This window comes from Georgenia sp. X1117 (genome assembly GCF_057784635.1).
The window spans coordinates 1,045,756-1,067,611 of sequence record NZ_CM173492.1; the positions used below are offsets into that span (position 1 = coordinate 1,045,756).

The window sequence follows — 21,856 nt, forward strand, 5'->3', positions numbered from 1 at the left end:
GCGCACCTCCGGCGAACTCGGTAGGTTGACGGGGTGAGCCACACGCAGCCACCCGAGTCCGTCGCCACGCCCGGGTCGACCGCCCCGCTGACCCCCTGGCCGCCGTCCGCCCGGCCGCCGGCCCCGGCCCCGTTCGCCCCGGTGGGGCGCATCCCCGTCGTCGAGGTCGCTCCCGTGATCGAGGACGGCCGCTGGCCGGCCAAGGCCACCGAGGGCGAGTCCCTGCCGATCTCGGCGACCGTCTTCCGCGAGGGACACGACCTGCTGGGGGCCACCGCCGTCCTGCTGCGCCCCGACGGCACCGAGCACTCCCGCGCGGCGATGGTCGACGTCGCCCCGGGCCTCGACCGCCTCGAGGCCTGGGTCACCCCCGACGCCCCCGGCGCCTGGTCCTTCCGCGTCGAGGGCTGGTCGGACCCGGTGGGCACGTGGGTGCACGACGCGAGCGTGAAGATCGAGGCCGACGTCGACGTCGACCTCATGCTCGCCGAGGGCGCGATCGTGCTCACCCGCGCCGCCGAGCGGGACCTCCCCGGCCACGCCCGCGAGGTCCTCCTGCGCGCGGCCGCCACCCTGGGCGACACGTCCCTCGAGCCCGGAGCACGCCTCGCCCGCGCCACCTCCGAGGAGGTCTTGGCCGTGCTCGCCGAGCACCCGCTGCGCGACCACGTCTCCCCCTCGGCGACCTACCCGCTGCAGGTCGACCGGATCCGGGCCCTCGTCGGCTCCTGGTACGAGATCTTCCCGCGCTCGACCGGCGCCTACCGGGACCCGGTGACCGGGCAGATGGTCTCCGGGACGCTGCGCACCGCCGCCGAGGACCTGCCCCGGATCGCGGACCTGGGCTTCGACGTCGTCTACCTCACCCCGATCCACCCGATCGGGGTGACCAACCGCAAGGGCCGCAACAACACGCTCGGCGCCGAGCCCGGCGACCCCGGCTCCCCCTACGGCATCGGGTCCGCCGAGGGCGGCCACGACGCCATCCACCCCGAGCTGGGCACCTTCGCCGACCTCGACGCCTTCGTCGACCGCGCCCGTGGGCTCGGCATGGAGGTCGCCCTGGACCTGGCCCTGCAGGCCTCCCCCGACCACCCCTGGGTCACCGAGCACCCCGAGTGGTTCACCACCCGGGCCGACGGCTCCATCGCGTTCGCGGAGAACCCGCCGAAGAAGTACCAGGACATCTACCCGCTCAACTTCGACAACGACCCCGAGGGCATCTACGCCGCCGTCCGCGACGTCCTGCAGACCTGGGTCGACCACGGCATCACGCTCTTCCGGGTCGACAACCCGCACACCAAGCCGCTGGACTTCTGGCAGCGCATCCTCGCCGACTTCCGCGAGCGCCACCCCGAGGTCATCTTCCTGTCCGAGGCCTTCACCCGCCCGGCGATGATGCGCACCCTGGGGGCCATCGGCTTCCACCAGAGCTACACCTACTTCACCTGGCGCAACACCAAGGACGAGCTCGCGGACTACCTCGTCGAGGTCGCCCACGAGTCCGACACCCACATGCGCCCGGCGTTCTGGCCCACCACGCACGACATCCTCACGCCGTACATGCAGCAGGGCGGGGCCGCCGCCTTCGCGGTGCGGGCCGTGCTGGCCGCCACCGGCGCCCCGACCTGGGGCATCTACTCCGGCTACGAGCTCGTCGAGAACGTGCCCCGGCCCGGCGCCCAGGAGCAGGTCGACAACGAGAAGTACGAGCTCAAGGCCCGCGACCACAGCCAGGACGAGGTGCGCGGGATCGCCCCGCTGCTGCGCACCCTCAACCGGGCCCGCCGCGAGCACCCGGCGCTGCAGCGGCTGCGCAACGTGGCGATCCACGAGTCGACCAGCGAGACGATCCTCGCCTTCTCCCGCCACCTGCCGGCCGAGCAGTCCCCCACCGGCGTCGAGGACACGGTCATCGTCGTCGCCAACCTCGACCCGTTCACCACCCGCGACGGGCTCGTCCACCTCGACCTGGCCGCCCTGGGCATCGAGGTGCCGCCGGGCACCGGCCCGGACGCGCACCTGCTCACCGTGCGCGACGAGCTCGACGGCGCCGTGTACGAGTGGGGCCGCAGCCCCTACGTGCGCCTGGCCCCGCACGAGCGCACCGCCCACGTGCTGACGGTGCTGCGATGAGCGCGCCCGCGATGCCCGGCCTGCCGCCGGAGGCCGCCGCCCAGGGCCGCCCGGGCCTGTCCGACGACCCGGAGTGGTACCGCACGGCGGTCTTCTACGAGGTCTACGTCAAGTCCTTCTCCGACACCACGGGCAACGGCGTGGGTGACTTCACCGGCCTGCGCTCCCGCCTGGACTACCTGCAGTGGCTGGGCATCGACTGCGTGTGGATCCCGCCCTTCTACCCCTCGCCGCAGCGCGACGGCGGGTACGACGTCGCCGACTTCACCGCCGTGGACCCCCAGTACGGGTCCCTGGAGGACTTCGACCTGTTCGTCGAGGAGGCGCACGCCCGGGGCATCCGGGTGCTCATCGACATCGTCGCCAACCACACCTCCGACGCGCACCCGTGGTTCCAGGCCTCCCGCAACAACCCGGACGGGCCCTACGGCGACTTCTACGTGTGGAGCGACACCGACGAGCGCTACCAGGACGCGCGGATCATCTTCGTGGACACCGAGGAGTCGAACTGGACCTTCGACCCGGTGCGCCGGCAGTACTTCTGGCACCGGTTCTTCTCCCACCAGCCGGACCTCAACTACGAGAACCCGGCCGTGCGGGAGGCCATCCTCGACGTCGTGCGCTTCTGGGCGCGCCGCGGCGTGGACGGCTTCCGGCTCGACGCCGTCCCGTACCTCTTCGAGGAGGAGGGGACGAACTGCGAGAACCTGCCGGCCACGCACGCGTTCCTCGCCGAGATCCGGGCGACGGTCGACGCCGAGTTCCCCGGCACCGTGCTCGTCGCGGAGGCCAACCAGTGGCCCGAGGAGGTCGTCGACTACTACGGCACGCCCGAGGCGCCCGAGTGCCACATCTGCTTCCACTTCCCCGTCATGCCGCGCATCTTCTACTCGCTGCGCGACCAGCGGGCCTCGGCGATCCGGGACATCCTCAGCGCCACCCCGCCGATCCCCTCGGGCGCCCAGTGGGGCACGTTCCTGCGCAACCATGACGAGCTCACCCTCGAGATGGTCACCACCGAGGAGCGCGCGGCGATGTACGGCTGGTACGCCGAGGAGCCGCGCATGCGCGCCAACGTCGGCATCCGGCGCCGCCTCGCACCGCTGCTGGGCAACTCCCGCAACGAGCTCGAGCTGGCCAACGCGCTGCTGCTCTCGCTGCCCGGCTCGCCCTGGCTGTACTACGGCGACGAGATCGGCATGGGCGACAACATCTGGCTCGCCGACCGCGACTCGGTGCGCACCCCCATGCAGTGGACGCCCGACCGCAACGCCGGCTTCTCCACCGCGCAGGACCCCGGCCGGCTCTACCTGCCGGTCGTGCAGTCCCTGGTGAGCACGTACTCGGCCGTCAACGTCGAGTCGCAGCTGGCCCAGCCGACCGCGCTGCTGCACTGGGTGCGCGGCATGCTCGAGGTCCGCCGCCGCTACCCGGTCTTCGGCGACGGCGACTTCGTCACCCGTGATGTCGACAACGAGGCCGTGCTGGCCTTCACCCGCACCAACATCGACACCACGGTGCTGTGCATCGCCAACCTGGCCAACACCGCCCGCTCGGCCCGCATCGAGGTGCCCGAGCACGCCGGCTGGCGGGCCACCGACGTGTTCGGCGGCGCCCGGTTCCCGGCGATCGGCCAGGACGGCACCCTCGAGGTCACGCTCGGCTCGCGCGACTTCTACTGGCTCGAGCTGACCCGGCCCGGCGCGGGCGCCCCCGCCCCGCTCGAGGGCCGCACCGACGACGGGCCCCCGGCCGACTTCCAGGGGCCGCCGAGCGTGGCCACCGGGCCGTCATACCCGGGCTCCGCCGACGGGGGCGCCGCGCGCGGCGTGCCGTCGACCCCACCCATGCCCACCCGCCGGCCCACCACCGGAATGTTCCCCGGCCTCGACGCCGGGATCGCCGCCGGCCCCACACCGCCGCTGCCGGCGGACCCCACCGAGATGTCCCCCGTCGACCAGGCGGTGGCCGAGCGGGACGCGAAGGACGACGAGGAGAGCTGATGGCGACCGTGTCCCCCCGGTTCGAGGAGTTCCTCCCGGCCTGGATCGCGCGGCAGCGCTGGTACCGGGGTTCCGGGGTCCCGGACCTCGCCCGCGTGGGCGGGGAGCGCATCGAGGACCCGGCCGGCGAGGTCGGCGTCGAGCTGTGGATGCTGCGCGACGACTCCGCCGCAGAGCCGGCGGTCTACCTCGTCCCGCTCACCTACCGGGGGGCGCCCCTGCCCGACGACGCCGGGCTGGTCGCGGTGACCGAGCACTCCGAGCTGGGCACGCGCTGGATCTACGACGCCGTGCGGGACCCGCTGTTCGGCTCGCTGGTGCTGCGCGCGCTGGCGGGCACCGCCGTGACGTCGGCGGGGCTGGCCGCCGAGCCGGGTGACCTGGCCGGGCTGCCCACCGGGCCCGGCCGGGCGCTCACCGGTGAGCAGTCGAACTCCTCGCTCGTCGTCTCCGCCGGGGGCGGGGGCCAGGCACCCGTCATCGTCAAGGTCTTCCGCGTCCTCGACGCCGGGGCGAACCCCGACGTCGAGCTCACCGCGGCGCTCTCGCACGCCGGCAGCCGGTCCGTGCCCCGCATGGTCGGCGCCCTGACCGGCGGCTGGGAGCAGGCGGACGGGGAGCGCGCGGAAGGCCATCTGGCGGTGGCCACCGAGTTCCTCGACGGAGCCACCGACGCCTGGGCGGTCGCCGTCGAGGCGGCCCGCACCGGCACCGACCTCACCGCGCGGGCCCACGCCCTGGGCGCCGCGGTCGGGGACGTCCACACCCACCTGTTCCCGCTGGGCACCGCGATCCCGGGCAGCTCGGCGCGGCAGGCGCTGACCGGCGAGGTCGAGGAGCGGCTGCAGCGGGCGGTCGCGGCCGCCGAGGAGGTCGGGGCACTGGCCGGGGCGGCGCGCGGCGCCGTCGCCGACGGGGTCGACGCCGACTGGCCGGTCCTCCAGCGCATCCACGGCGACCTCCACCTCGGGCAGGTCCTCGACGTGCCCGGGCGCGGCTGGGTGGTGCTCGACTTCGAGGGCGAGCCGCTGCGGCCCCTGGCCGACCGCCGGCTGCCCGACATCCCCGAGCGCGACGTCGCCGGGATGCTGCGCTCCTTCGACTACGCGGCCGGCACCGCCCGCGCCGAGGGTGCCGACCCGGAGGCCACCCGCGTCTGGGCGGCCGCGGCCCGCCGGGCCTTCCTCGACGGCTGGGAGTCGGTGGCGGGCCGCAGCGTGCGCGGCGCCCTGCTCACCGCCGCCGAGGTGGCCAAGGCCCTCTACGAGATCGACTACGAGGCCCGCTACCGGCCGACCTGGCTGCCGGTCCCGCTCGACGGGCTGCGCACCCTGGTGGCCGGTCGCGGCGACGCGGGGGCCCGCGTGGGGAACAATGACGCCATGACCGCCGCCGAACCGACCGCCGTCCCCGCCGCGGTGCTCGCCGCCGTCGCCGAGGGTGCCCACCACGACCCGCACGCGGTGCTCGGGGCCCATCCCGGGCCCACCGGGGTGACGGTCCGCGCCCTGGCGCACCTGGCCGAGTCCGTCGTCGTGGTCACCCCCGAGGGCCGCCACGAGGCGCGCCACGAGAGCGGCGGCGTGTGGGTCGCGCTGCTGCCCGGCACGCAGGTGCCCGACTACCGGCTCGAGGTCACCTACGACGGCGTCGCCACCCTCGTCGACGATCCCTACCGCTTCCTGCCGACCATCGGCGAGATGGACCTGCACCTCATCGGCGAGGGCCGCCACGAGACGCTGTGGACCGCGCTCGGCGCGCACGTGCGCAGCTTCCCCTCGGTCATGGGTGACGCCACCGGCGTCGCCTTCACCGTCTGGGCGCCCAACGCGCAGGCGGTGCGCGTGGTCGGCGACGTCAACGGCTGGGACGGTCGCCGCCACGCGATGCGCTCCCTGGGCGGCTCGGGCGTGTGGGAGCTGTTCGTACCCGGTGCGCAGGTCGGCGAGCGGTACAAGTTCCAGATCCGCACCCCCCACGGCCAGTGGGTCGACAAGGCCGACCCGATGGCGCGCTTCGCGGAGGTCCCGCCGAGCACCGCCTCGGTCGTCACCGCTTCCGAGTACACCTGGGGCGACGCGGACTGGATGACCGCGCGCGCCGCCGGCGACCCGCACGCCGGACCGATCTCGGTCTACGAGGTCCACCTGGCCTCGTGGCGCCCGGGCCTGAGCTACCGCGCGCTGGCCGACCAGCTGGTCCGGCACGTGCAGTACCTCGGCTTCACCCACGTCGAGCTCATGCCCGTCGCCGAGCACCCCTTCGGCGGGTCCTGGGGCTACCAGGTCACCGGCTACTACGCCCCCACCTCGCGCCTCGGCTCCCCCGACGACCTGCGCTTCCTCATCGACACCCTCCACCAGGCAGGCATCGGGGTCATCCTCGACTGGGTGCCGGCGCACTTCCCCAAGGACGACTTCGCGCTCGCCCGCTTCGACGGCACCGCCCTGTACGAGGACCCCGACCCGCTGCGCGGGGAGCAGCCCGACTGGGGCACCTACGTCTTCAACTACGGGCGCCGCGAGGTGCGCAACTTCCTCGTCGCCAACGCGACCTACTGGCTCGAGGAGTTCCACGTCGACGGTCTGCGGGTCGACGCCGTGGCCTCGATGCTCTACCTCGACTACTCCCGCGAGCCCGGCCAGTGGCGGCCCAACGCCCGCGGCGGGCGGGAGAACCTCGAGGCGATCAGCTTCCTCCAGGAGACCAACGCGACGGCGTACCGCCGCTCGCCCGGCGTGATGATGATCGCCGAGGAGTCCACCGCCTGGCCGGGCATCACGGCGATGACCTCGGCCGGCGGCATCGGCTTCGGCCTCAAGTGGAACATGGGCTGGATGAACGACACCCTCCGCTACCTCGCGGAGGAACCGATCAACCGGCGCTACCACCACGGCGAGCTGACCTTCTCCATGGTCTACGCCTACTCCGAGCAGTTCATCCTGCCGATCAGCCACGACGAGGTCGTGCACGGCAAGGGCTCCCTGCTGGCCAAGATGCCCGGCGACTACTGGCAGAAGCGCGCCGGGGTGCGGGCGCTGCTGGGCTACCAGTGGTCCCACCCGGGCAAGCAGCTGCTGTTCATGGGCCAGGAGTTCGCCCAGGGTGCCGAGTGGAACGAGGGCGCCGGCCTGGACTGGGCGCAGGCCCAGCAGCCCGAGCACGACGCGATCGTCCGTCTCGTCCACGAGCTCAACACGATCTACCGGGAGCGGCCCGCCCTGTGGTCGCAGGACTTCCGCCCCGCGGGCTTCGAGTGGATCGAGGCCGGCGACGGCGACCACAACGTGCTCACCTACCTGCGGCGCTCCGCCGACGGGAAGGACCACGTCATGGTCGTCATCAGCTTCGCCGGGACGGCCCACGAGGACTACCGGGTCGGCATCCCCGAGGGGGTGCCGGGCTCCTCCGCGTGGCGGGAGATCCTCAGCACCGACGACGAGCGCTTCGGCGGCTCGGGGATCACCAACACCGGCGACCAGGTCGCGACGGACGTGCCGTGGAACGGCCGCCCACGCTCGATCACGCTGCGGGTGCCGGCGCTGTCGGCACTGTGGCTCGTCCCGGCCGGCGACGACGCGGACGCGGCGTCCGACGACGACGGCACGAGGCCCGCGGGGGCCTGAACCGGGCGCCCGGGGCCGTCCCCTGCGGGGCGGGCGTCAGTACAGCGCGCTGGCCAGGAGCCGGCGGGCCTTGCCCACGGCAGGGTCGCTCGGGCCCTGGACGTCGAACAGCTCGAGGAGGCGCTTGCGGACGGTCTCGCGCTCGTCGCCGCTCGTGCGGCGTACGACGCCGACGAGCCGCGTGAAGCCCTCCTCGGCGCGGCCGGAGACGACCTCGACGTCGGCGGCCACGAGCTGTTCGACGACCGTGGCGCCCTCGGCGTCCCCGGCGGCCAGGGCGACGGCCGGGTCCTCGACCTGGGCGAGCCGCTTCGCCAGGTTCACCTGCGCGAGGGCGGAGATCGCCTCGGCGTCCTTGGGGTTCTGCGCCAGCGCCTTGCGGTAGGCCTCTGCGGCGGCGTCGAGGTCCCCGCGCTCGATGGCCGCGACGCCCTCGGCGTGCAGCGGCGGCAGGGGCTCGGGCTCCGGCTCGGAGTCGGGCGCGTCCTCCTCGCCGACCGGGATCCGGCCGGTCAGGCCCTGCTGCTCGGCGACCGAGAGCAGCTCGGCCAGCACGGGCCGCAGCTGCTCGGCCGGGTAGACGCCGGTGAACAGCGGCATGGGCTGGCCGCCGACGAGCGCGAGCACCGAGGGCACCTGCTGGACGCGGAAGGCCTGGGCCACGCGCGGCTGGGCGTCGCCGTCGACGACGGCGAGCTGGAGGCGGCCGCCCTGCTCGCGCACGAGCGTCTCGAGGGTGTCGCGCAGGTCGTCGGCGCCCTGGGCGCGGGCCGAGAGGATGGCGACCAGGACCGGCAGCTCCTGGGAGCGGGCGACGACGTCGCCGAGGTTCTCCTCGGTCAGCTCGACGACGAGGCCGTCGGCCGAGGTGGCCGGGCGGTCGCCGCCGGCGGCCGGGGCCGGCTTGGCGAGCGAGGACAGGTCGACGGCGCCGTACATGGAGGGCTGAGACATGGCGCCATTGTCACCCGTGGCGCAGCTGGCGCGCAGCCCGCTCCGCGACGGGCGAACCCGGGCCCGGCTCAGCCGTCCGAGGCGGCCTCGGAGCCGGACTCCGAGGGCGACCCCGAGCCGGACTCCCCGCTGGGGGACTCGACGACGGAGCGGCCCGAGGAGGTGGCCTGGGTGAGCACCGAGGAGGCCCCGAGCACCTGGATGGTCTGGTCCTCGGCCTCGGCCGAGGGGACGAAGAAGGCCACCGAGACCTCGGCCACAGCGCTCACCTCGTCCTCGACGACGCCGTCGTTGCCGAGCAGGTCGGCGAAGACGCCGCCGACGGAGAGCGTGCCCTCGGGCTCGGTCTTCGTCACCGTGGTGGTGGTCTCGATGACGCCGACGACGATCGCGCCGCCGTCGACGGTTTGCAGGGACAGCGGGCCGTCCTGGACGGCGGAGGCCGACACGGTCGCGTTGCCGGCCGCCGAGACGGCCTCGTTGAGCGACGCCGTCTCGGCGAAGACCTGGGAGCGGTAGTCGTCCTCGGCGAAGGTGCCGGCCCGGTCGCCCTCGGGGTCGGAGATGAGCTCGGCGTAGGCCGTCACCGTCTCCGCCGGGGACAGCGCGAGCGAGTCGTCGTCGCTCGGGATCGCCTCCGCGCCGACGTCGGCGGACAGGGTCTCGGGGACGGTGACGCCCGGGAAGAGCTGGACCCAGGACCACAGGCGGTAGTTGTCGCGGACGTCGGAGGTGGCCAGGGTCAGCAGCAGCGGCAGGTTCGAGCCGTCGGGGATCTGGCTGACCGCCATCGCGACGCGGGGGTACTGCTCCGAGCCGCCGACGATGTCCACCTGGGTGTCCAGCGAGAGCGGGTCGGGCTGGACCGTGCCACCGGTCGCCTCGGCGATGCGGTACTCGGCCGCGCGGAGCCGGTACGCCGGGCCCATCACCCGGTCGCGGAGGAGCTCGGGGTCCTGCGCCTCGTCGGCGTCGGCGACCGTGGTGGCCACGCCCTCGAGGACGGTCTCCATCGTCTCCTGGTCGAGGGCGGGTCCGCCGCGGTCCGACGGCGCCTCGGCGCTCGGGGTGGGCAGCTCCTCCTCCGCACAGCCGGCGAGCAGGCCGGCGGCGAGCACCGCGGCGATCATGGTCGTGGAACGGCGCTTCATCGCCTCTCCTCACGGTCGGTGGCGCCCCCCGGGCCGAAGCCCCACAGGTCGCGCCATTCGTCGTCCTGCGCCGGCTCGAGGCCGGCGGCCTGGGTGGTGTCCGGGGTACCGGCGGTCTCCGCGGTGTCCGCGGCGGGCTCCCCGGTACCGGCGGAGTCCTGCTCCCCCGTGGCGGTCGCGTCGACGGCGCCCGTGGCCCCGGCGGTGGTCGCGTCGGCGGCGCCCGAGGTCTCGTCGGCGGCCGGGTCGCCGGCGGTGTCCTGCGCCGCCCCGGCCGCGGTCGCGGAACCCGCCGAGAGCCGGCTGCGGCGCTCGAGCGCCCGGCGCTGGCGCCGCGTGAGCGGGCGTCCCTCGTCGGCCGCGGCCTCGGCGGCCCGGGCCAGCTCGGCGTCGGAGTCGGCCAGGCCCTCCGACGGGACGCCTGCGGACCCGACCGCGGTACCGGCGCGGTCGTCCTGCTCGCTCGCCGCAGGCTCGTCGGCGCCCTCGGTCGGGTCGGTCCCCTCGGCCGGGTGAGTGGCGTCGGTCCTCTGGGCCGCGTCGGCCGGGTCCTCGTGGTCGGCGGACGCGGGCTCCGGCTCGACGGCGTCGGTCGGGTCCTCGTCGTCGGCAGGGTCGTCGTCGACGGGGGCGAAGCGCGAGGTGCCCGCGGCGGCGGCGCCGGCCAGGGCGGCGCCGCCGGCCACCGCGGCACCGGCGAGGCCGTCCTCCTGGGTCTCGTCCGACGGCTCCGCGCTCCCGCGGGCCGCGTCGCTCGCCCCTCGGTCCACGTCGTCGCCCGCCTCGGGCGTGGCGACGACGGGGGCGTAGGGGTCGGTGCTCGCGTGCCCGGCGGCGGGCGCGCTGTCGTAGGCACCGCTGCGGCTGAGCGAGGCGGCGGCGTCGTCGCCGACCGGCTCGGCCGGCTCCACCTCGGCGTCGTCCGCGTCGTCGTCGGTGCCCCGGCGGCTCGGCCACAGCAGGAGCGCGAGGGCGGCGAGCAGCAGCACACCACCGGTGGCGAGGCCGGGCAGCAGGTAGGGGGTCGAGACGCTCTGGGGCCAGGTCAGCGTGATCGTCGGGGCGGGGGCGCTCCCGTCGACGACGGCGAAGACCGACCAGCGGCCCGGCTCGTCGGTCCACTCCATGGTGAGCTCCCCGGTGCCCTCCTCGCCGTCGCGGAACAGGTCGGAAGTGGTCGGGTGCGGGACCTCGGTCTCGGTGCCGTCCGTGCGCACGGACAGCTCGGTGCGCGAGTCCAGGCCGGCGACCACGGTGCGCGAGCCCTCCCCGACCCACTCCATCGCGCGGTCGGTGGGCACGATCGTCGCCCAGATGTCCTCACCGTCGTCGGCGGTGAGCGTGACGGTGACCTCCTCGGCGGCCATGTCGAGCACACCGGGGTCGGTGAGCAGGATCGGCGTGCCGGGCCGTTCGGGCAGCGTGGCGCTCAGCTCGTCCTCGCCGCGCCAGACGGTGGCCGACATGATCGCGAGCACGATCGCTGCCACCCCGAGGACGGCGAGCACTGCCGCGAGGATGCGTCGGATCACGGGCGGTCGTCCTTCCGTTCGGCGGCCGCCGACGGCGACCCGGGTCAACGCTCCAGGGTACGGTGTCATGCCCCTCCTCGCGGCGTGGGATGGCGCACGGTCCGGGCACGGCCCCCTGCCCGGGTGCACGTATTCTGGCGAGCAGCACCGCCCGTGCGTCGCCCGAGCGCGCCGCCCGGGGCACCCCGACCCTGAGGACCGACATGGATGAGCAGGCCACCTTCCCCGTCGTCATGCGCGGGTACGACCGCGCCCAGGTCGACCACCGCATCGCCGACCTCACCGGCCGGCTCGCCGCCGCCCGGGAGCACGTCGAGAGCCTCGACGCCCGGGTGCTGCGCCTGACCACCGAGCTGGAGGACCTGCGCGGGCAGCTCGCCGAGTCCGGCACGCCGACCTACGCGGGCCTGGGCTCGCGGACCGCCCACCTGCTCTCGGCGGCCGAGCAGCAGGCCAACGAGGTCGTCGAGCAGGCCGAGAAGGACGCCCGCCGCACGACCGAGCGCGCCCAGTCCTCCGCGGACCGGCTGCGCGAACGCTCGGAGCGGGAGGCCGCCGCGGTCCTCGGCGACGCCCGCCGGGCCGCAGACCTCACCACCTCGCGCGCCGAGTCCGAGGCCGCCGCCCGGGTGCAGGACGCCGAGGTGCGGGCCGAGGAGCTGCTCACCGCCGCCGAGCGGCGCGCGGGCGCCGTCCGCCGTGAGGTCGAGGCCGAGGAGATCACCCGCCGCGCCGACCTCGAGCGCGAGCTGGGGCTGGCGCGCGCCACGGCCACCGAGGAGATCGCCGCCGCCCGGGCCACCGCCGAGCGCGACCTCGCCGCCGCCCACGAGGCCGCCACCAGCGCGCGGGAGGAGGCCGTCCGGCAGGCCGACGAGCGTGCGGCGGCAGCGGAGGCCCGCGCCCAGCAGGCCCTCACGCTCGCCGAGGAGGTGACCACGGAGGCCGACGAGGAGGCGCGCTTCCGGGTGACCGAGGCCCGCGAGGAGGCCGAGCGGCTGCTGACCTCGGCCCGCGAGGAGGCCGAGCGCACCCGCACCGAGGCCGCCGAGGAGGCCGACCGGGCGCGCGTGGGCGCCGGCGCCGAGGTGGACCGCCTCGAGCGCCGCCGCGTCGTGCTCACGGACTACCTCGACCAGATCCGGGTCGCCCTGCACGAGGTGGTCGACACCGGGGCGCAGGACGGTGCCTCGGCGGCGGGCCGCGCCGACGAGGCGCTGCGCGGCGAGGCCTTCACCGCCGCCGTCGGGGACGACTCCCGTGCACCGGCCCGGGACGACTCTGACGACGCCGAGGACGCCCCTGCCGCGACCGACGGGCAGGACGCGGGCGGCGACCCGGACGAGACCGGCACCCCGGCCGGGAGCGGCACCGGTGCGGTGCCCCCGGCCCCGACGGCGCAGGACTCCGGCGTGCAGGACAGCGGCAGGCAGGACGGCGCCCTCGAGGACACCGCCGAGCAGGACGCCGTCGCGGAGCCCACCGCGACCACGGCGGACGAGGGCGACACCGTCGAGATGGAGGCCGTCGTCGTGGCCGAGGAGCCCGAGGACCCCGCCTCGCCCGCTCCGGCGGAGCGCCCGCGGCACGACTGAACGCGCCCCGACCCGGCGCGCCGGTGCTCAGCGCACCATCCGGACCGTGGGCAGCGGGCCGAAGGTGCCGGTGGCGCCGTCCTCGGTCAGGCCGTGCCGGCGGTAGAAGGCGCGGGCCCGCTCCTGGCCCGACCACACCCAGACGAAGGCCGGGGCGTCGCCGAGGGTCATCTGCATGAGGTTGTCGGCGGTGCCGCTGCCCTGCTCGGCGACGTCGAGGTAGATCATCTCCAGCTCGAGGGGGCGCACCTGTCCCCCACCGACCGCCGCGGCCCGGGCGAAGCCGACCGCCCGCCCCTCGCGGTGGGCGAGCCACACCGGGGCCGCCTCCGGCTCGGCCAGCAGCGACTCCCACGTCTCGGGGTACCGGGCGAGGCGCTCCTCGAGCCAGGCCGCCTCCACGGCGCCGGCGTAGGTGTCCCGCCAGACGCGGGCGTGCAGCTCGGCCAGGGCGGGCGCGTCGAGCGCGGTCGCGGGTCGGATCTTCGCCGTGGTCACCGCGCCTCCCCCGACGCCGCGGCGGGGTCGACGGCCCGCTCGTGCAGGTCGCGCAGCGCACGACCGACCTGCTCGGGGGCCTCCAGCGGGGCCAGGTGCCCCACGCCCTCGACGACGAGGGCCTCGGTCCCCAGCGCCTCGGCCATGACCAGGGCGTCGTCCTCGGTGGCCAGGCCGTCCTCGTCGCCCCGCAGCACGAGGGCCGCGACGCCGTGGGCGGCCAGCGCCTCGAGATCGGCCACGGAGTCCGGGCGGGCGGCCATCGCGCGGGCCGAGTGGGCGATGCCGGCCGGGCTCGCCTGGGCGGCCCACCCGGCGACGGCGTCGACGAGCGCGGGGTCCTGCTCCGCGGTCGTGGTGCCGAGCAGGGCGCCGAGCGTGGGCACCACGGCCCCCGCGCCGGCCTCCCCCTCGGCGGCGGTGGCTACCGCCTCGCGCCGCTCGCGCGCCTCGTCCGTGTCGGGGGCGGCCTTGGTGTCGATGAGCCCGATGCCGGCCAGGCGCTCCGGCGCCAGCGCGGCGAGCCGCATGCTCACGTAGCCGCCGATGGAGGTGCCGGCGACGACGAAGCGACCGACGCCCAGGGCGTCGAGGGAGGCCAGCACCGCGCGCGCGGTCAGCTCCAGGCTCGGGCCCCCGGTCCAGCCCGCGACCGCGGCCACCTCCTGCGGGGCGGGCGAGTCGCCGAAGCCCGGGGAGTCGACGGTGAGCACGGGCACGCCGTCGAGCTCCGGGACCGTGCGCGCGTACATCCGCGAGTCGAGCGGGAAGGCGTGCAGGAGGACGAGCGGGACGCCCTCGTCGGGGCCGTGGCGGTGCACTGCGAGCATCATGGCTCCAAGGCTGGCACGCGCCGACCCCCACGGCCAGCGACGACCCGCCGTCGCGTCAGAGCAGCCCGCGCCGGTGGCCGATCGCCACGGCGGCGGCCCGGTCCGGTGCGCCGAGCTTGGCGAACACGTGCTGCAGGTGGGTCTTGACGGTGGCCACCCCGATGAACAGGTCGGCGGCGATCTGCGCGTTCGTGCGGCCGGCCGCCACGAGGGTGAGCACCTCGTGCTCGCGCTCGCTGAGCACCGCCGGGCCGGGCTCGACCCGGGTGTCGAGGCGCCGTCGGACCGAGGGCGAGAGGGTGCGGCGTCCCCGGGCCGTCTCCCGCACGGCGTCGAACAGGCGGGCACGCTCGGTGTCCTTGAGCAGGTAGCTGCGCGCACCGGCGGCCAACGCGGACACGACGTCCGTCTCGGAGTCGAAGGTGGTCAGCACGAGCACCTCGACCCCCGGGTGGCCCGCGGCGATGCGACCGATGAGCTCGATGCCGTCGATGCCCGGCATCCGCAGGTCGGTGACGACGACGTCGACCGGGTCCCGGGCGAGGACGGCGAGCGCCTCGTCGGCGGAGCCGGCCTCGGCGGTGACCACGAGGTCGTCCACGCTGCCCAGCTGGCCGCGCAGGCCGTCGCGGACCATCGGGTGGTCGTCCACGAGCAGCACCCGGACCGGGCGGCTCATCCCGCCACCCCCGGCGACGTGGCGGCGCGCCGGTCCGGTCCAGCTTCCTCGGCGCTCACCGGGAGGGTGGCGGTCACCGTGGTGCCCTGCCCGGGTGCGGAGCGCACGTCGAGCGTGCCGCCGAGCCCCCGGGCCCGCTCGGCCATGATGTCGAGCCCGTGACCGGTCGAGGCCGTTCGGGGGTCGAAGCCGGCGCCGTCGTCCGCGACGTCGAGCGCGACGGCGTCACCGAGGTAGGAGAGCGTGACGTGGACCTGCTCGGCGGAGGCGTGCCGCCGGGCGTTCGTCAGGCACTCGCGGGCGATCCGCACCACGGCGTCCTCCACGGGGCCGGGGACCGGGTGCTCGGTGCCGGTGGTGCGCAGCCGGGTGCGGGTATCGGCCGAGGGGTCGGCCTCGGCGACGAGCGCGGCCAGGGCGGAGCGCAGGGTGCCCTCGCGCAGCACCGCCGGGCGCAGCGCCCGGATCGAGGCGCGGGCCTCGCGCAGGGCGTCCCGCGCCAGGTCGGTCGAGGTGCGCAGCCGCGCCCGCGCGCCGGGACCGGCGCCGCCCCCGGCGTCGAGGGTCCCCTCGGCATCGAGGGCCTCGAGCTGGCTGACGATGCCGGTCAGGGCGGCGGCCAGGGTGTCGTGGATGTCGGCGGCGATCCGGGCCCGCTCCTCGGCGATCCCGGACTCGCGGGCCTCCGCCACGAGCCGGTCGCGCAGGGCGAGGTTCTCGGCGAGGACCTGCTCGAGGTCCGCGTGGGTCCGGCCCAGGTCCTCATGGGCTCTGCCCAGGTCCGCCAGCGCGGCCCGGCGCGCGGCGGTCTCGGACTCCAGCCTGCGGATGCTCCAGCCGACGAGGCCCGCCACCGCCAGCCCGGCCAGCATGGCGAGCACGTTCGTCCCGGGCACCTGCAGCGGGCCCGGCGCCACGAGCGGGACCACCCCCGCCAGCACGAGCCCGACGTAGGCCCAGACGCCGGGCAGGGCCACGAACGCCAGGGCGTAGCACACGAGGTAGAGCGCGAAGTAGCTGAACGACAGCTGGAGCAGCGCGAGGCACAGGGCGATCATGCCGAGGTAGTAGGCGGCCATCGGCGCGAGCGCGCGTTCCAGCCATCGGCGGTTGGCGACGGCGAAGAACGTGTGCCAGCCGACGAGGACGGCCCCGACCCCCAGCGCCCACCCGGTCTCGTCGTCGGTGAGGTCGCCGCCGACGACGCCGTGGACCGTGGTGCCGACGACCACGAGGTAGGGCAGGACCAGCCAGCCCCAGTCGCTGCGACTGGTGGGCTCTCGGCGAGCACCCGTGGCGGTCATCGCCCGATCGTCGCAGCATCCGGCCGCCGTGCCGAGCCCCGGACGAACCTGCGCAGGAGCTCCTCGGCGGGACCGGGCCGCCCCGGACGGGCGGCGGCCAGAGCGACGGTCGCCGCCCAGGTCGCGAGCGCCAGCGCGAGGGCGGCGGCGGGCCCGACGGTCGCGCCCAGGCCGAGCGTGGAGGCCGGGAGCAGCACGGCGAACACCACCGACTGGGCGAGGTAGGCTGACAGGGACCGCTGCCCGGTGGCCTGCAGGGCCCGCGCGAGGGGTCCGGGGCGGCGCCCGCCGGACGTCATCCGCTCGGCGAGCAGGGCGATGAGGGCCGCGTACCCGAGTCCGCACAGGACGCCGGTGAGCACGTGCAGCGCGGAGAGCGCCGCGAGCGCCGCCGGGCCCGGTGTCCACAGCTGGGCGGTGACGAGCGCGGGCCCGGCCCCGCCCGCGAGGCCGGCGGCGATCCCGACGACCGCGGTCCGTCGCAGCAGGGTCCGGTGCCGCCCCGGGTGCTCGAGCAGGCGGTACCGGCCGGCCCACAGGCCGACCATCATCGCGCTGAGCACCGCGAGCAGCCCGAACGGGTTCATCAGCCACTCGGCCAGGCGCCACGCGGTGGCCCCGAGCGGCTCGTCGATGGCGTAGGACCACAGGTAGGTGCGCTGGGTGTGCGGACCGGCGTCGGCGAAGACCAGGCCCTGGACCGCCGACGCGATGACCAGCCAGGCGAGCGCCGCACCGAGCAGTGCCCGGTCGCCCAGCCGCAGGAGGACCATGGTCAGCAGCCCGAGCAGCCCGTACCACCCGAGGATGTCCCCGGAGAACGCGAGCAGCGCGTGGACGCCGCCGAAGAGGAGGAGCCCCAGTGAACGGCGCCGGACGACGCGGCGAATCTGCGCCTCGTCGGCACCCCGCTCGCGGCGCCGGCGGACCATGAGCACGAGCCCGTAGCCGAACAGCGCGGCGAACAGGGGGTAGGCACGGGCGTCGACGAGGAGGACGACCGCCGAGCTCGTCACCCGGTCGAGGATGCTGTCGGTGATGACGTGCTGGCGCAGCCCGTAGGGGCGGTCGTGGAGGAAGATCATCACGTTGGCCACCGCGATGAGGGCCAGCATGAGTCCACGGGCGAGGTCGGGGGCGAGGAGTCGGTCGGCGTGCGGGGCCGCGGCGGCCCCCGGTGCGGTGGTGGGCATGCGTTCGACGCTAGGAATCGCCTCAGCGGCGCAGTATCCACCGATCGGCGGATCCGCGAGGCTGGTCCCTGCGGCTGATCCGTGCGGCGGGGCGCGTCCCGCCGCCCGACCGGTCCCCTAGCGCCGGCGCGTGGGTCGCCGGTTGCCCCGGGCCCGCCAGCAGGCCGTGTGCCAGTGCCGGCGGTCCGCGGCCCCGGCGTCGGCGCCCCAGATGTGCTCGGCCGGCCAGGCGACCACGTGGCTGAGCCCGGGCGGGATCTCCTGGTCGCAGCCCGGGCAGCGGTAGGTCTTGTCCGAGGAGCGCACGGTGCGCACGTGGAAGTCCTCGCCGCCCGGCCCGCTCTCCTGGCGCGGCAGCGAGCCGAGCCGGTCCATGTCCAGCGGCACGTGCTCGGCGGACCAGGGGCGCTTGCCGGAGCGTCGGTTGCGGGCCATCAGCGCTCCAGGACCACCAGGCCGCGGACGTCGGCCCCGTCGTCGGCGGCCTCCCGCGCGGCCGCCTCGTGGTCGGCGAGCCCGGCGCCGTGCCCGACCTCGCCCTGGCCGGTGGCCACGGCCGCCAGCAGCGGGACGCCCTGGTAGGCGTTGTCCAGCGCCGCGAGGACCTCGTACAGGCCGGTGGGGTCCGCGGTGCGGCCACCGGCGGTGTCCTGCCGGTGCACCAGCCAGGCGTCCTCGGCGCCGGGGACCCCGGCCGGCCGGGCCGGCCCCTCCCCCGCCCCGCGGCGGACCGTGCGGGTACCGGCGTGCTCGACGAGCAGCACGTCCAGGCCGCGGCGCACGGCCACCAGGTCCCCGGCCAGCACGTGCGGCCAGGTCGCCAGGCCGGAGGCCGCCCGCGCCTCGAGGGGGTAGGAGCCGTCGAGCAGCGGGCCCAGGACGAGGTGGTTGCTCATGAGGTCGAGGTCGTGGGCGGCGTCGAGGTCCGGCACCGCGGTGGGGTCGGCGGGCCGGGTGACCTCGAGCTGCACCGAGGTGCCCACGACGTCGGCCCCCGCCTCCCGCAGGGCGTCCGCGGCGACGCCGTGGCCGAGCAGCAGGTGGTGCAGGGCCGCGAGGGTGGCGGCGACGTCCCCGCCGCCGGCGGCCCGGGCCGCCGCGAGGGGGTCGCGCATCGTCAGCCAGCCGGCGACGTCGTCGGGCCCGACCGCGGCCACCGCGGCAGCCGCGAGGTCCGCGCGGTCACCGGCCGAGTCACGCGTGGGCGCGGGGTCGTCGCCGAGCAGCACGAGGCAGGCCCGGCCCGCCAGCCGCACCCGGGCGACCTCCGCGGCGAGCTCCTCGCGCAGGCGGGCGTCGCCGCCGACCAGCGCGGGCGGGGCCGTGACGACGGTGGCATCCTCCGGGCCCCACCAGGTGCCGGGGGCGAGCTCGAGCACCGCGCCTCCTCAGAACAGGCGCGAGTCGACGTCGTCGACCCCGCGCATCGCGTCGTAGTCCAGCACCAGGCAGCGGATGCCCCGGTCCTCCGCCAGGGTGCGTGCCTGCGGCTTGATCTGCTGCGCGGCGAACACACCGGTGACGGGGGCCAGGAGGGGGTCCCGCCCGAGCAGGTCGAGGTAGCGGGTGAGCTGCTCGACGCCGTCGATGCCGCCGACGCGCTTGATCTCCACCGCCACGGCCGCACCCTGCGCGTCACGCACGAGGAGGTCGACCGGGCCGATCGGGGTGGGGTGCTCGCGGCGGACGAGACGGTGCCCAGGGCCGAGGAGGTCGACCTGCTCGGCGAGCAGGGCCTGGAGGTGGGCCTCGACGCCGTCCTTGACCAGGCCGGGGTCGACGCCGAGCTCGACGCTGGTGTCGGAGAGGATCTCGTGCAGGCGCACCACGAGCCGGTCGTCCGACTTCGCGGCGCTGACCTCCCACACCAGGGAGGTCCCGGCGGCCCGCTCGTCCTCGTCGGGCTCCCGCTCGCGCAGCGTGCAGGGGGCCGACATCCAGTTCAGCGGCTTGTAGCTGCCGCCGTCGGAGTGCACGAGCACCGAGCCGTCGGCCTTGACCATGACGAGCCTCGGCGCCAGCGGGAGGTGCGCGGCGAGCCGGCCCGAGTAGTCCACGGAGCAGCGGGCGAAGACGGTACGCACGCCGCCCTACGTTACCCGCCCGGCCTCAGGTGCTGCGCATCCGCGGCGGGGCTCCCTCGCTCCACGCCACCAGTCCCTGCAGCGCCGAGGGGGCCATCCGCAGGTCGGCGGTGCTGCGCCCGTCCGTGAACCGGGCCTCGACGACGGGCCGCCCCCCGGGGTCCGGGGGGCGCCGTTCGTGCGCGAGCAGCTCCAGGGAGGTGCGGTCCAGCCGCAGCCTCGGGCGCACGGACACCGAGGCGAACTGGAACCAGGCGAGCTCCTCGGCGCGCAGCTGCGCCAGGCCGCGCCGCCAACGGTCCTCCGCCACCCGCAGGCGGCACTCGACGGTGCCGCCGCGGCCGTAGAGCCGCAGCGCACGCCACAGCAGCAGGCAGACCACGGCCGCGCACAGGACGAGGACGGCGAGGATCCCGAGGAGGAGCCACCAGCCCGTGCGCGGCATCGCGGTTAGTCGCCGTCGGCGCCGTCGAGCGTGATGTTCATGGCGGCCTGCTCGTCGTCGACGACCACCGTGACGACGTCGTCGTCGACCGAGACGAACCCGCCCGAGACGTCGACCGAGGCGGGCGAACCGCCCGCGGTCACGCGGACCTGGCCGGGGCGCAGCACCGCCAGGACGGGCTCGCGTCCCGGCAGCACGCCCATCTCGCCGTGGGCGGCCGGGACCACCACGGAGGCGGCCTGCCCCGACCAGAGCACGCCCGTGGGCGAGACGACCTCGACGTTCAGGGAACCGGTACCGGCGGCCATCTCAGCGCTCGTCGGCCTGGATCTTCGACCAGGCGCGCTCGAGGTCCTCGATGCCACCGATGTTGAAGAAGGCCTGCTCGGGGACGTGGTCGTACTGGCCGTCGGCGATGCGCTTGAAGGCCTCCACGGTCTCGGCCACCGGCACGGTCGAACCCTCGACGCCGGTGAACTTGATGGCCGTGTAGGTGTTCTGCGAGAGGTACTGCTCGATGCGGCGCGCCCGGGCGACCGTCACCTTGTCCTCCTCGCTCAGCTCGTCGACACCGAGGATGGCGATGATGTCCTGCAGCTCCTTGTTCTTCTGCAGGATCGACTTCACCCGGGTGGCGACCTCGTAGTGCTCCTGGCCCACGAACTCGGGCGCGAGGATCCGCGAGGTCGAGGTCAGCGGGTCCACGGCCGGGTACAGACCGCGCGAGGCGATGTCGCGGGAGAGCTCGGTGGTGGCGTCGAGGTGGGCGAACGTCGTCGCCGGGGCCGGGTCGGTGTAGTCGTCGGCGGGCACGTAGATCGCCTGCAGCGAGGTGATCGAGTGGCCGCGCGTGGAGGTGATGCGCTCCTGGAGCTGACCCATCTCGTCGGCGAGGTTGGGCTGGTAGCCCACGGCCGAGGGGACGCGGCCCAGCAGGGTGGAGACCTCGGAGCCGGCCTGGGTGAAGCGGAAGATGTTGTCGATGAACAGCAGCACCTCCTGCTGCTGGACGTCGCGGAAGTACTCCGCCATCGTCAGCGCGGACAGGGCCACGCGCAGGCGCGTCCCCGGCGGCTCGTCCATCTGGCCGAAGACGAGTGCGGTCTTGTCGAATACGCCCGCGTCCTCCATCTCCTCGATGAGGTCGTTGCCCTCACGGGTGCGCTCGCCGACGCCGGCGAACACCGAGACACCGCCGTGATCCTGCGCCACGCGCTGGATCATCTCCTGGATGAGGACCGTCTTGCCGACGCCGGCGCCGCCGAACAGGCCGATCTTCCCGCCCTGCACGTAGGGGGTGAGGAGGTCGATGACCTTGATGCCCGTCTCGAACATCGTCGTCGAGCCCTCGAGCTCGTCGAACCGCGGGGGCTTGCGGTGGATCGACCAGCGCTCGTCGACCTCGAGGGTCTCGCCCTCGCCGAGGTTGAGCGGCTCGCCGGTGACGTCGAAGACGTGGCCCTTGGTCACGTCGCCCACGGGCACGGAGATCGGGGCGCCGGTGTCGCGCACCTCGCCGCCGCGGACCAGGCCGTCGGTCGGCTTGAGCGCGATCGCCCGCACGAGGTTGTCACCCAGGTGCTGGGCCACCTCGAGCGTGAGCTCGGACGTGCCCTGCCCCTGCGCGGACAGGTCGATCGTGGTCTTGAGCGCGTTGTAGACGTCGGGGATCTGCCCGGCCGGGAACTCGACGTCGACGACGGCGCCGATCACTCGGGCGATGCGGCCGACGCCGGCGGTCTCGGCCTGCGGCGTCTCGGACTGGGTGGCGGTCATGAGTTGCGTCCTCGGTCTCTGCTGGCGGTGCGATGCGTGCGGGGGCG

General features: G+C 75.2%; 18 protein-coding genes. 4 read left to right on the forward strand and 14 right to left on the reverse strand.

What is annotated here, in order from left to right; genetic code table 11:
- Positions 1–33: 33 nt before the first annotated feature.
- Genes AC3D3D_RS04700 through glgB form a run of 3 tightly spaced genes read left to right on the forward strand, consistent with a single transcriptional unit; the run spans position 34 to position 7,765 of the window.
- The gene (locus AC3D3D_RS04700) at positions 34–2,136 is read left to right on the forward strand and encodes an alpha-1,4-glucan--maltose-1-phosphate maltosyltransferase (RefSeq protein WP_463661312.1); all 2,103 of its coding nucleotides are present in this window, start codon (positions 34–36) and stop codon (positions 2,134–2,136) included.
- Complete coding sequence (gene treS / locus AC3D3D_RS04705) at positions 2,133–4,139, forward strand: maltose alpha-D-glucosyltransferase (RefSeq protein ID WP_463661311.1); 2,007 nt, start codon at positions 2,133–2,135, stop codon at positions 4,137–4,139. Before AC3D3D_RS04700 ends, treS begins: the two co-directional genes overlap by 4 nt.
- Positions 4,139–7,765 carry a 1,4-alpha-glucan branching protein GlgB gene (glgB, locus tag AC3D3D_RS04710; RefSeq protein ID WP_463661310.1) on the forward strand — a complete coding sequence of 1,209 codons (3,627 nt, stop codon included), beginning with the start codon at positions 4,139–4,141 and terminating at the stop codon, positions 7,763–7,765. Before treS ends, glgB begins: the two co-directional genes overlap by 1 nt.
- Before the next feature lie 36 nt (positions 7,766–7,801).
- Here the strand turns inward: glgB and AC3D3D_RS04715 are convergent, their stop codons facing one another.
- From AC3D3D_RS04715 to AC3D3D_RS04725, 3 genes are all read right to left on the reverse strand, one after another.
- Positions 7,802–8,719, reverse strand: a complete 918-nt coding sequence (locus tag AC3D3D_RS04715) for a tetratricopeptide repeat protein (RefSeq protein WP_463661309.1) — start codon at positions 8,717–8,719, stop codon at positions 7,802–7,804.
- Positions 8,720–8,787: 68 nt separating this feature from the next.
- Complete coding sequence (locus tag AC3D3D_RS04720; protein WP_463661308.1) at positions 8,788–9,870, reverse strand: DUF8094 domain-containing protein; 1,083 nt, start codon at positions 9,868–9,870, stop codon at positions 8,788–8,790.
- Complete coding sequence (locus AC3D3D_RS04725; protein ID WP_463661307.1) at positions 9,867–11,402, reverse strand: hypothetical protein; 1,536 nt, start codon at positions 11,400–11,402, stop codon at positions 9,867–9,869. Before AC3D3D_RS04725 ends, AC3D3D_RS04720 begins: the two co-directional genes overlap by 4 nt.
- 203 nt (positions 11,403–11,605) lie before the next feature.
- Here AC3D3D_RS04725 and AC3D3D_RS04730 point away from each other — a divergent pair, with 203 nt between their 5' ends.
- Positions 11,606–12,997 (forward strand): coiled-coil domain-containing protein, encoded by a 1,392-nt coding sequence (locus AC3D3D_RS04730; protein WP_463661306.1) that lies wholly within the window; start codon positions 11,606–11,608, stop codon positions 12,995–12,997.
- Between the two features lie 27 nt (positions 12,998–13,024).
- Here AC3D3D_RS04730 and AC3D3D_RS04735 read toward each other — a convergent pair whose 3' ends face one another.
- The 11 genes from AC3D3D_RS04735 to atpD all read right to left on the reverse strand — a co-directional run bounded on the left by AC3D3D_RS04735 (position 13,025) and on the right by atpD (position 21,809).
- A complete protein-coding gene (locus AC3D3D_RS04735) occupies positions 13,025–13,495 on the reverse strand; it encodes a GNAT family N-acetyltransferase (RefSeq protein ID WP_463661305.1) in 471 nt (156 codons plus the stop codon).
- Positions 13,492–14,328: an alpha/beta fold hydrolase gene (locus AC3D3D_RS04740; protein WP_463661304.1), complete on the reverse strand. Its 837-nt coding sequence runs from the start codon at positions 14,326–14,328 to the stop codon at positions 13,492–13,494. The genes AC3D3D_RS04735 and AC3D3D_RS04740 overlap by 4 nt, the downstream gene beginning before the upstream one ends.
- A 55-nt stretch (positions 14,329–14,383) precedes the next feature.
- Positions 14,384–15,007, reverse strand: coding sequence for a response regulator (locus tag AC3D3D_RS04745; protein WP_463661303.1), 624 nt, complete (start codon positions 15,005–15,007; stop codon positions 14,384–14,386).
- Positions 15,004–16,311, reverse strand: coding sequence for a sensor histidine kinase (locus AC3D3D_RS04750; protein WP_463661302.1), 1,308 nt, complete (start codon positions 16,309–16,311; stop codon positions 15,004–15,006). The genes AC3D3D_RS04745 and AC3D3D_RS04750 overlap by 4 nt, the downstream gene beginning before the upstream one ends.
- Positions 16,308–17,504, reverse strand: a complete 1,197-nt coding sequence (locus AC3D3D_RS04755; RefSeq protein WP_463661301.1) for a DUF418 domain-containing protein — start codon at positions 17,502–17,504, stop codon at positions 16,308–16,310. Before AC3D3D_RS04755 ends, AC3D3D_RS04750 begins: the two co-directional genes overlap by 4 nt.
- A gap of 117 nt (positions 17,505–17,621) precedes the next feature.
- Positions 17,622–17,939: a hypothetical protein gene (locus AC3D3D_RS04760; RefSeq protein WP_463661300.1), complete on the reverse strand. Its 318-nt coding sequence runs from the start codon at positions 17,937–17,939 to the stop codon at positions 17,622–17,624.
- Positions 17,939–18,883: a family 1 glycosylhydrolase gene (locus AC3D3D_RS04765; RefSeq protein ID WP_463661299.1), complete on the reverse strand. Its 945-nt coding sequence runs from the start codon at positions 18,881–18,883 to the stop codon at positions 17,939–17,941. The genes AC3D3D_RS04760 and AC3D3D_RS04765 overlap by 1 nt, the downstream gene beginning before the upstream one ends.
- A 9-nt stretch (positions 18,884–18,892) precedes the next feature.
- Positions 18,893–19,588, reverse strand: coding sequence for an endonuclease NucS (gene nucS, locus AC3D3D_RS04770; protein ID WP_463661298.1), 696 nt, complete (start codon positions 19,586–19,588; stop codon positions 18,893–18,895).
- Positions 19,589–19,613: 25 nt separating this feature from the next.
- Entirely contained in the window at positions 19,614–20,033 is a 420-nt protein-coding gene (locus AC3D3D_RS04775) for a DUF2550 family protein (RefSeq protein WP_463661297.1), read from the reverse strand.
- A 5-nt stretch (positions 20,034–20,038) separates the two neighbouring features.
- Positions 20,039–20,341, reverse strand: coding sequence for a F0F1 ATP synthase subunit epsilon (locus AC3D3D_RS04780; RefSeq protein ID WP_463661296.1), 303 nt, complete (start codon positions 20,339–20,341; stop codon positions 20,039–20,041).
- A 1-nt stretch (position 20,342) separates the two neighbouring features.
- A complete protein-coding gene (gene atpD, locus AC3D3D_RS04785) occupies positions 20,343–21,809 on the reverse strand; it encodes a F0F1 ATP synthase subunit beta (protein WP_463661295.1) in 1,467 nt (488 codons plus the stop codon).
- Between the last annotated feature and the right edge of the window lie 47 nt (positions 21,810–21,856).

Bases quoted from the DNA above. Each gene is read 5' to 3' on its own strand.
- treS (WP_463661311.1), top strand. From the start codon at position 2,133: ATGAGCGCGCCCGCGATGCCCGGCCTGCCGCCGGAGGCCGCCGCCCAG.
- AC3D3D_RS04715 (WP_463661309.1), bottom strand. From the start codon at position 8,719: ATGTCTCAGCCCTCCATGTACGGCGCCGTCGACCTGTCCTCGCTCGCC.
- AC3D3D_RS04755 (WP_463661301.1), bottom strand. From the start codon at position 17,504: ATGCCCACCACCGCACCGGGGGCCGCCGCGGCCCCGCACGCCGACCGA.
- AC3D3D_RS04760 (WP_463661300.1), bottom strand. From the start codon at position 17,939: ATGGCCCGCAACCGACGCTCCGGCAAGCGCCCCTGGTCCGCCGAGCAC.
- atpD (WP_463661295.1), bottom strand. From the start codon at position 21,809: ATGACCGCCACCCAGTCCGAGACGCCGCAGGCCGAGACCGCCGGCGTC.
- AC3D3D_RS04730 (WP_463661306.1), top strand. From the start codon at position 11,606: ATGGATGAGCAGGCCACCTTCCCCGTCGTCATGCGCGGGTACGACCGC.
- AC3D3D_RS04720 (WP_463661308.1), bottom strand. From the start codon at position 9,870: ATGAAGCGCCGTTCCACGACCATGATCGCCGCGGTGCTCGCCGCCGGC.
- AC3D3D_RS04775 (WP_463661297.1), bottom strand. From the start codon at position 20,033: ATGCCGCGCACGGGCTGGTGGCTCCTCCTCGGGATCCTCGCCGTCCTC.
- AC3D3D_RS04750 (WP_463661302.1), bottom strand. From the start codon at position 16,311: ATGACCGCCACGGGTGCTCGCCGAGAGCCCACCAGTCGCAGCGACTGG.
- AC3D3D_RS04780 (WP_463661296.1), bottom strand. From the start codon at position 20,341: ATGGCCGCCGGTACCGGTTCCCTGAACGTCGAGGTCGTCTCGCCCACG.
- AC3D3D_RS04745 (WP_463661303.1), bottom strand. From the start codon at position 15,007: ATGAGCCGCCCGGTCCGGGTGCTGCTCGTGGACGACCACCCGATGGTC.
- AC3D3D_RS04740 (WP_463661304.1), bottom strand. From the start codon at position 14,328: ATGATGCTCGCAGTGCACCGCCACGGCCCCGACGAGGGCGTCCCGCTC.
- glgB (WP_463661310.1), top strand. From the start codon at position 4,139: ATGGCGACCGTGTCCCCCCGGTTCGAGGAGTTCCTCCCGGCCTGGATC.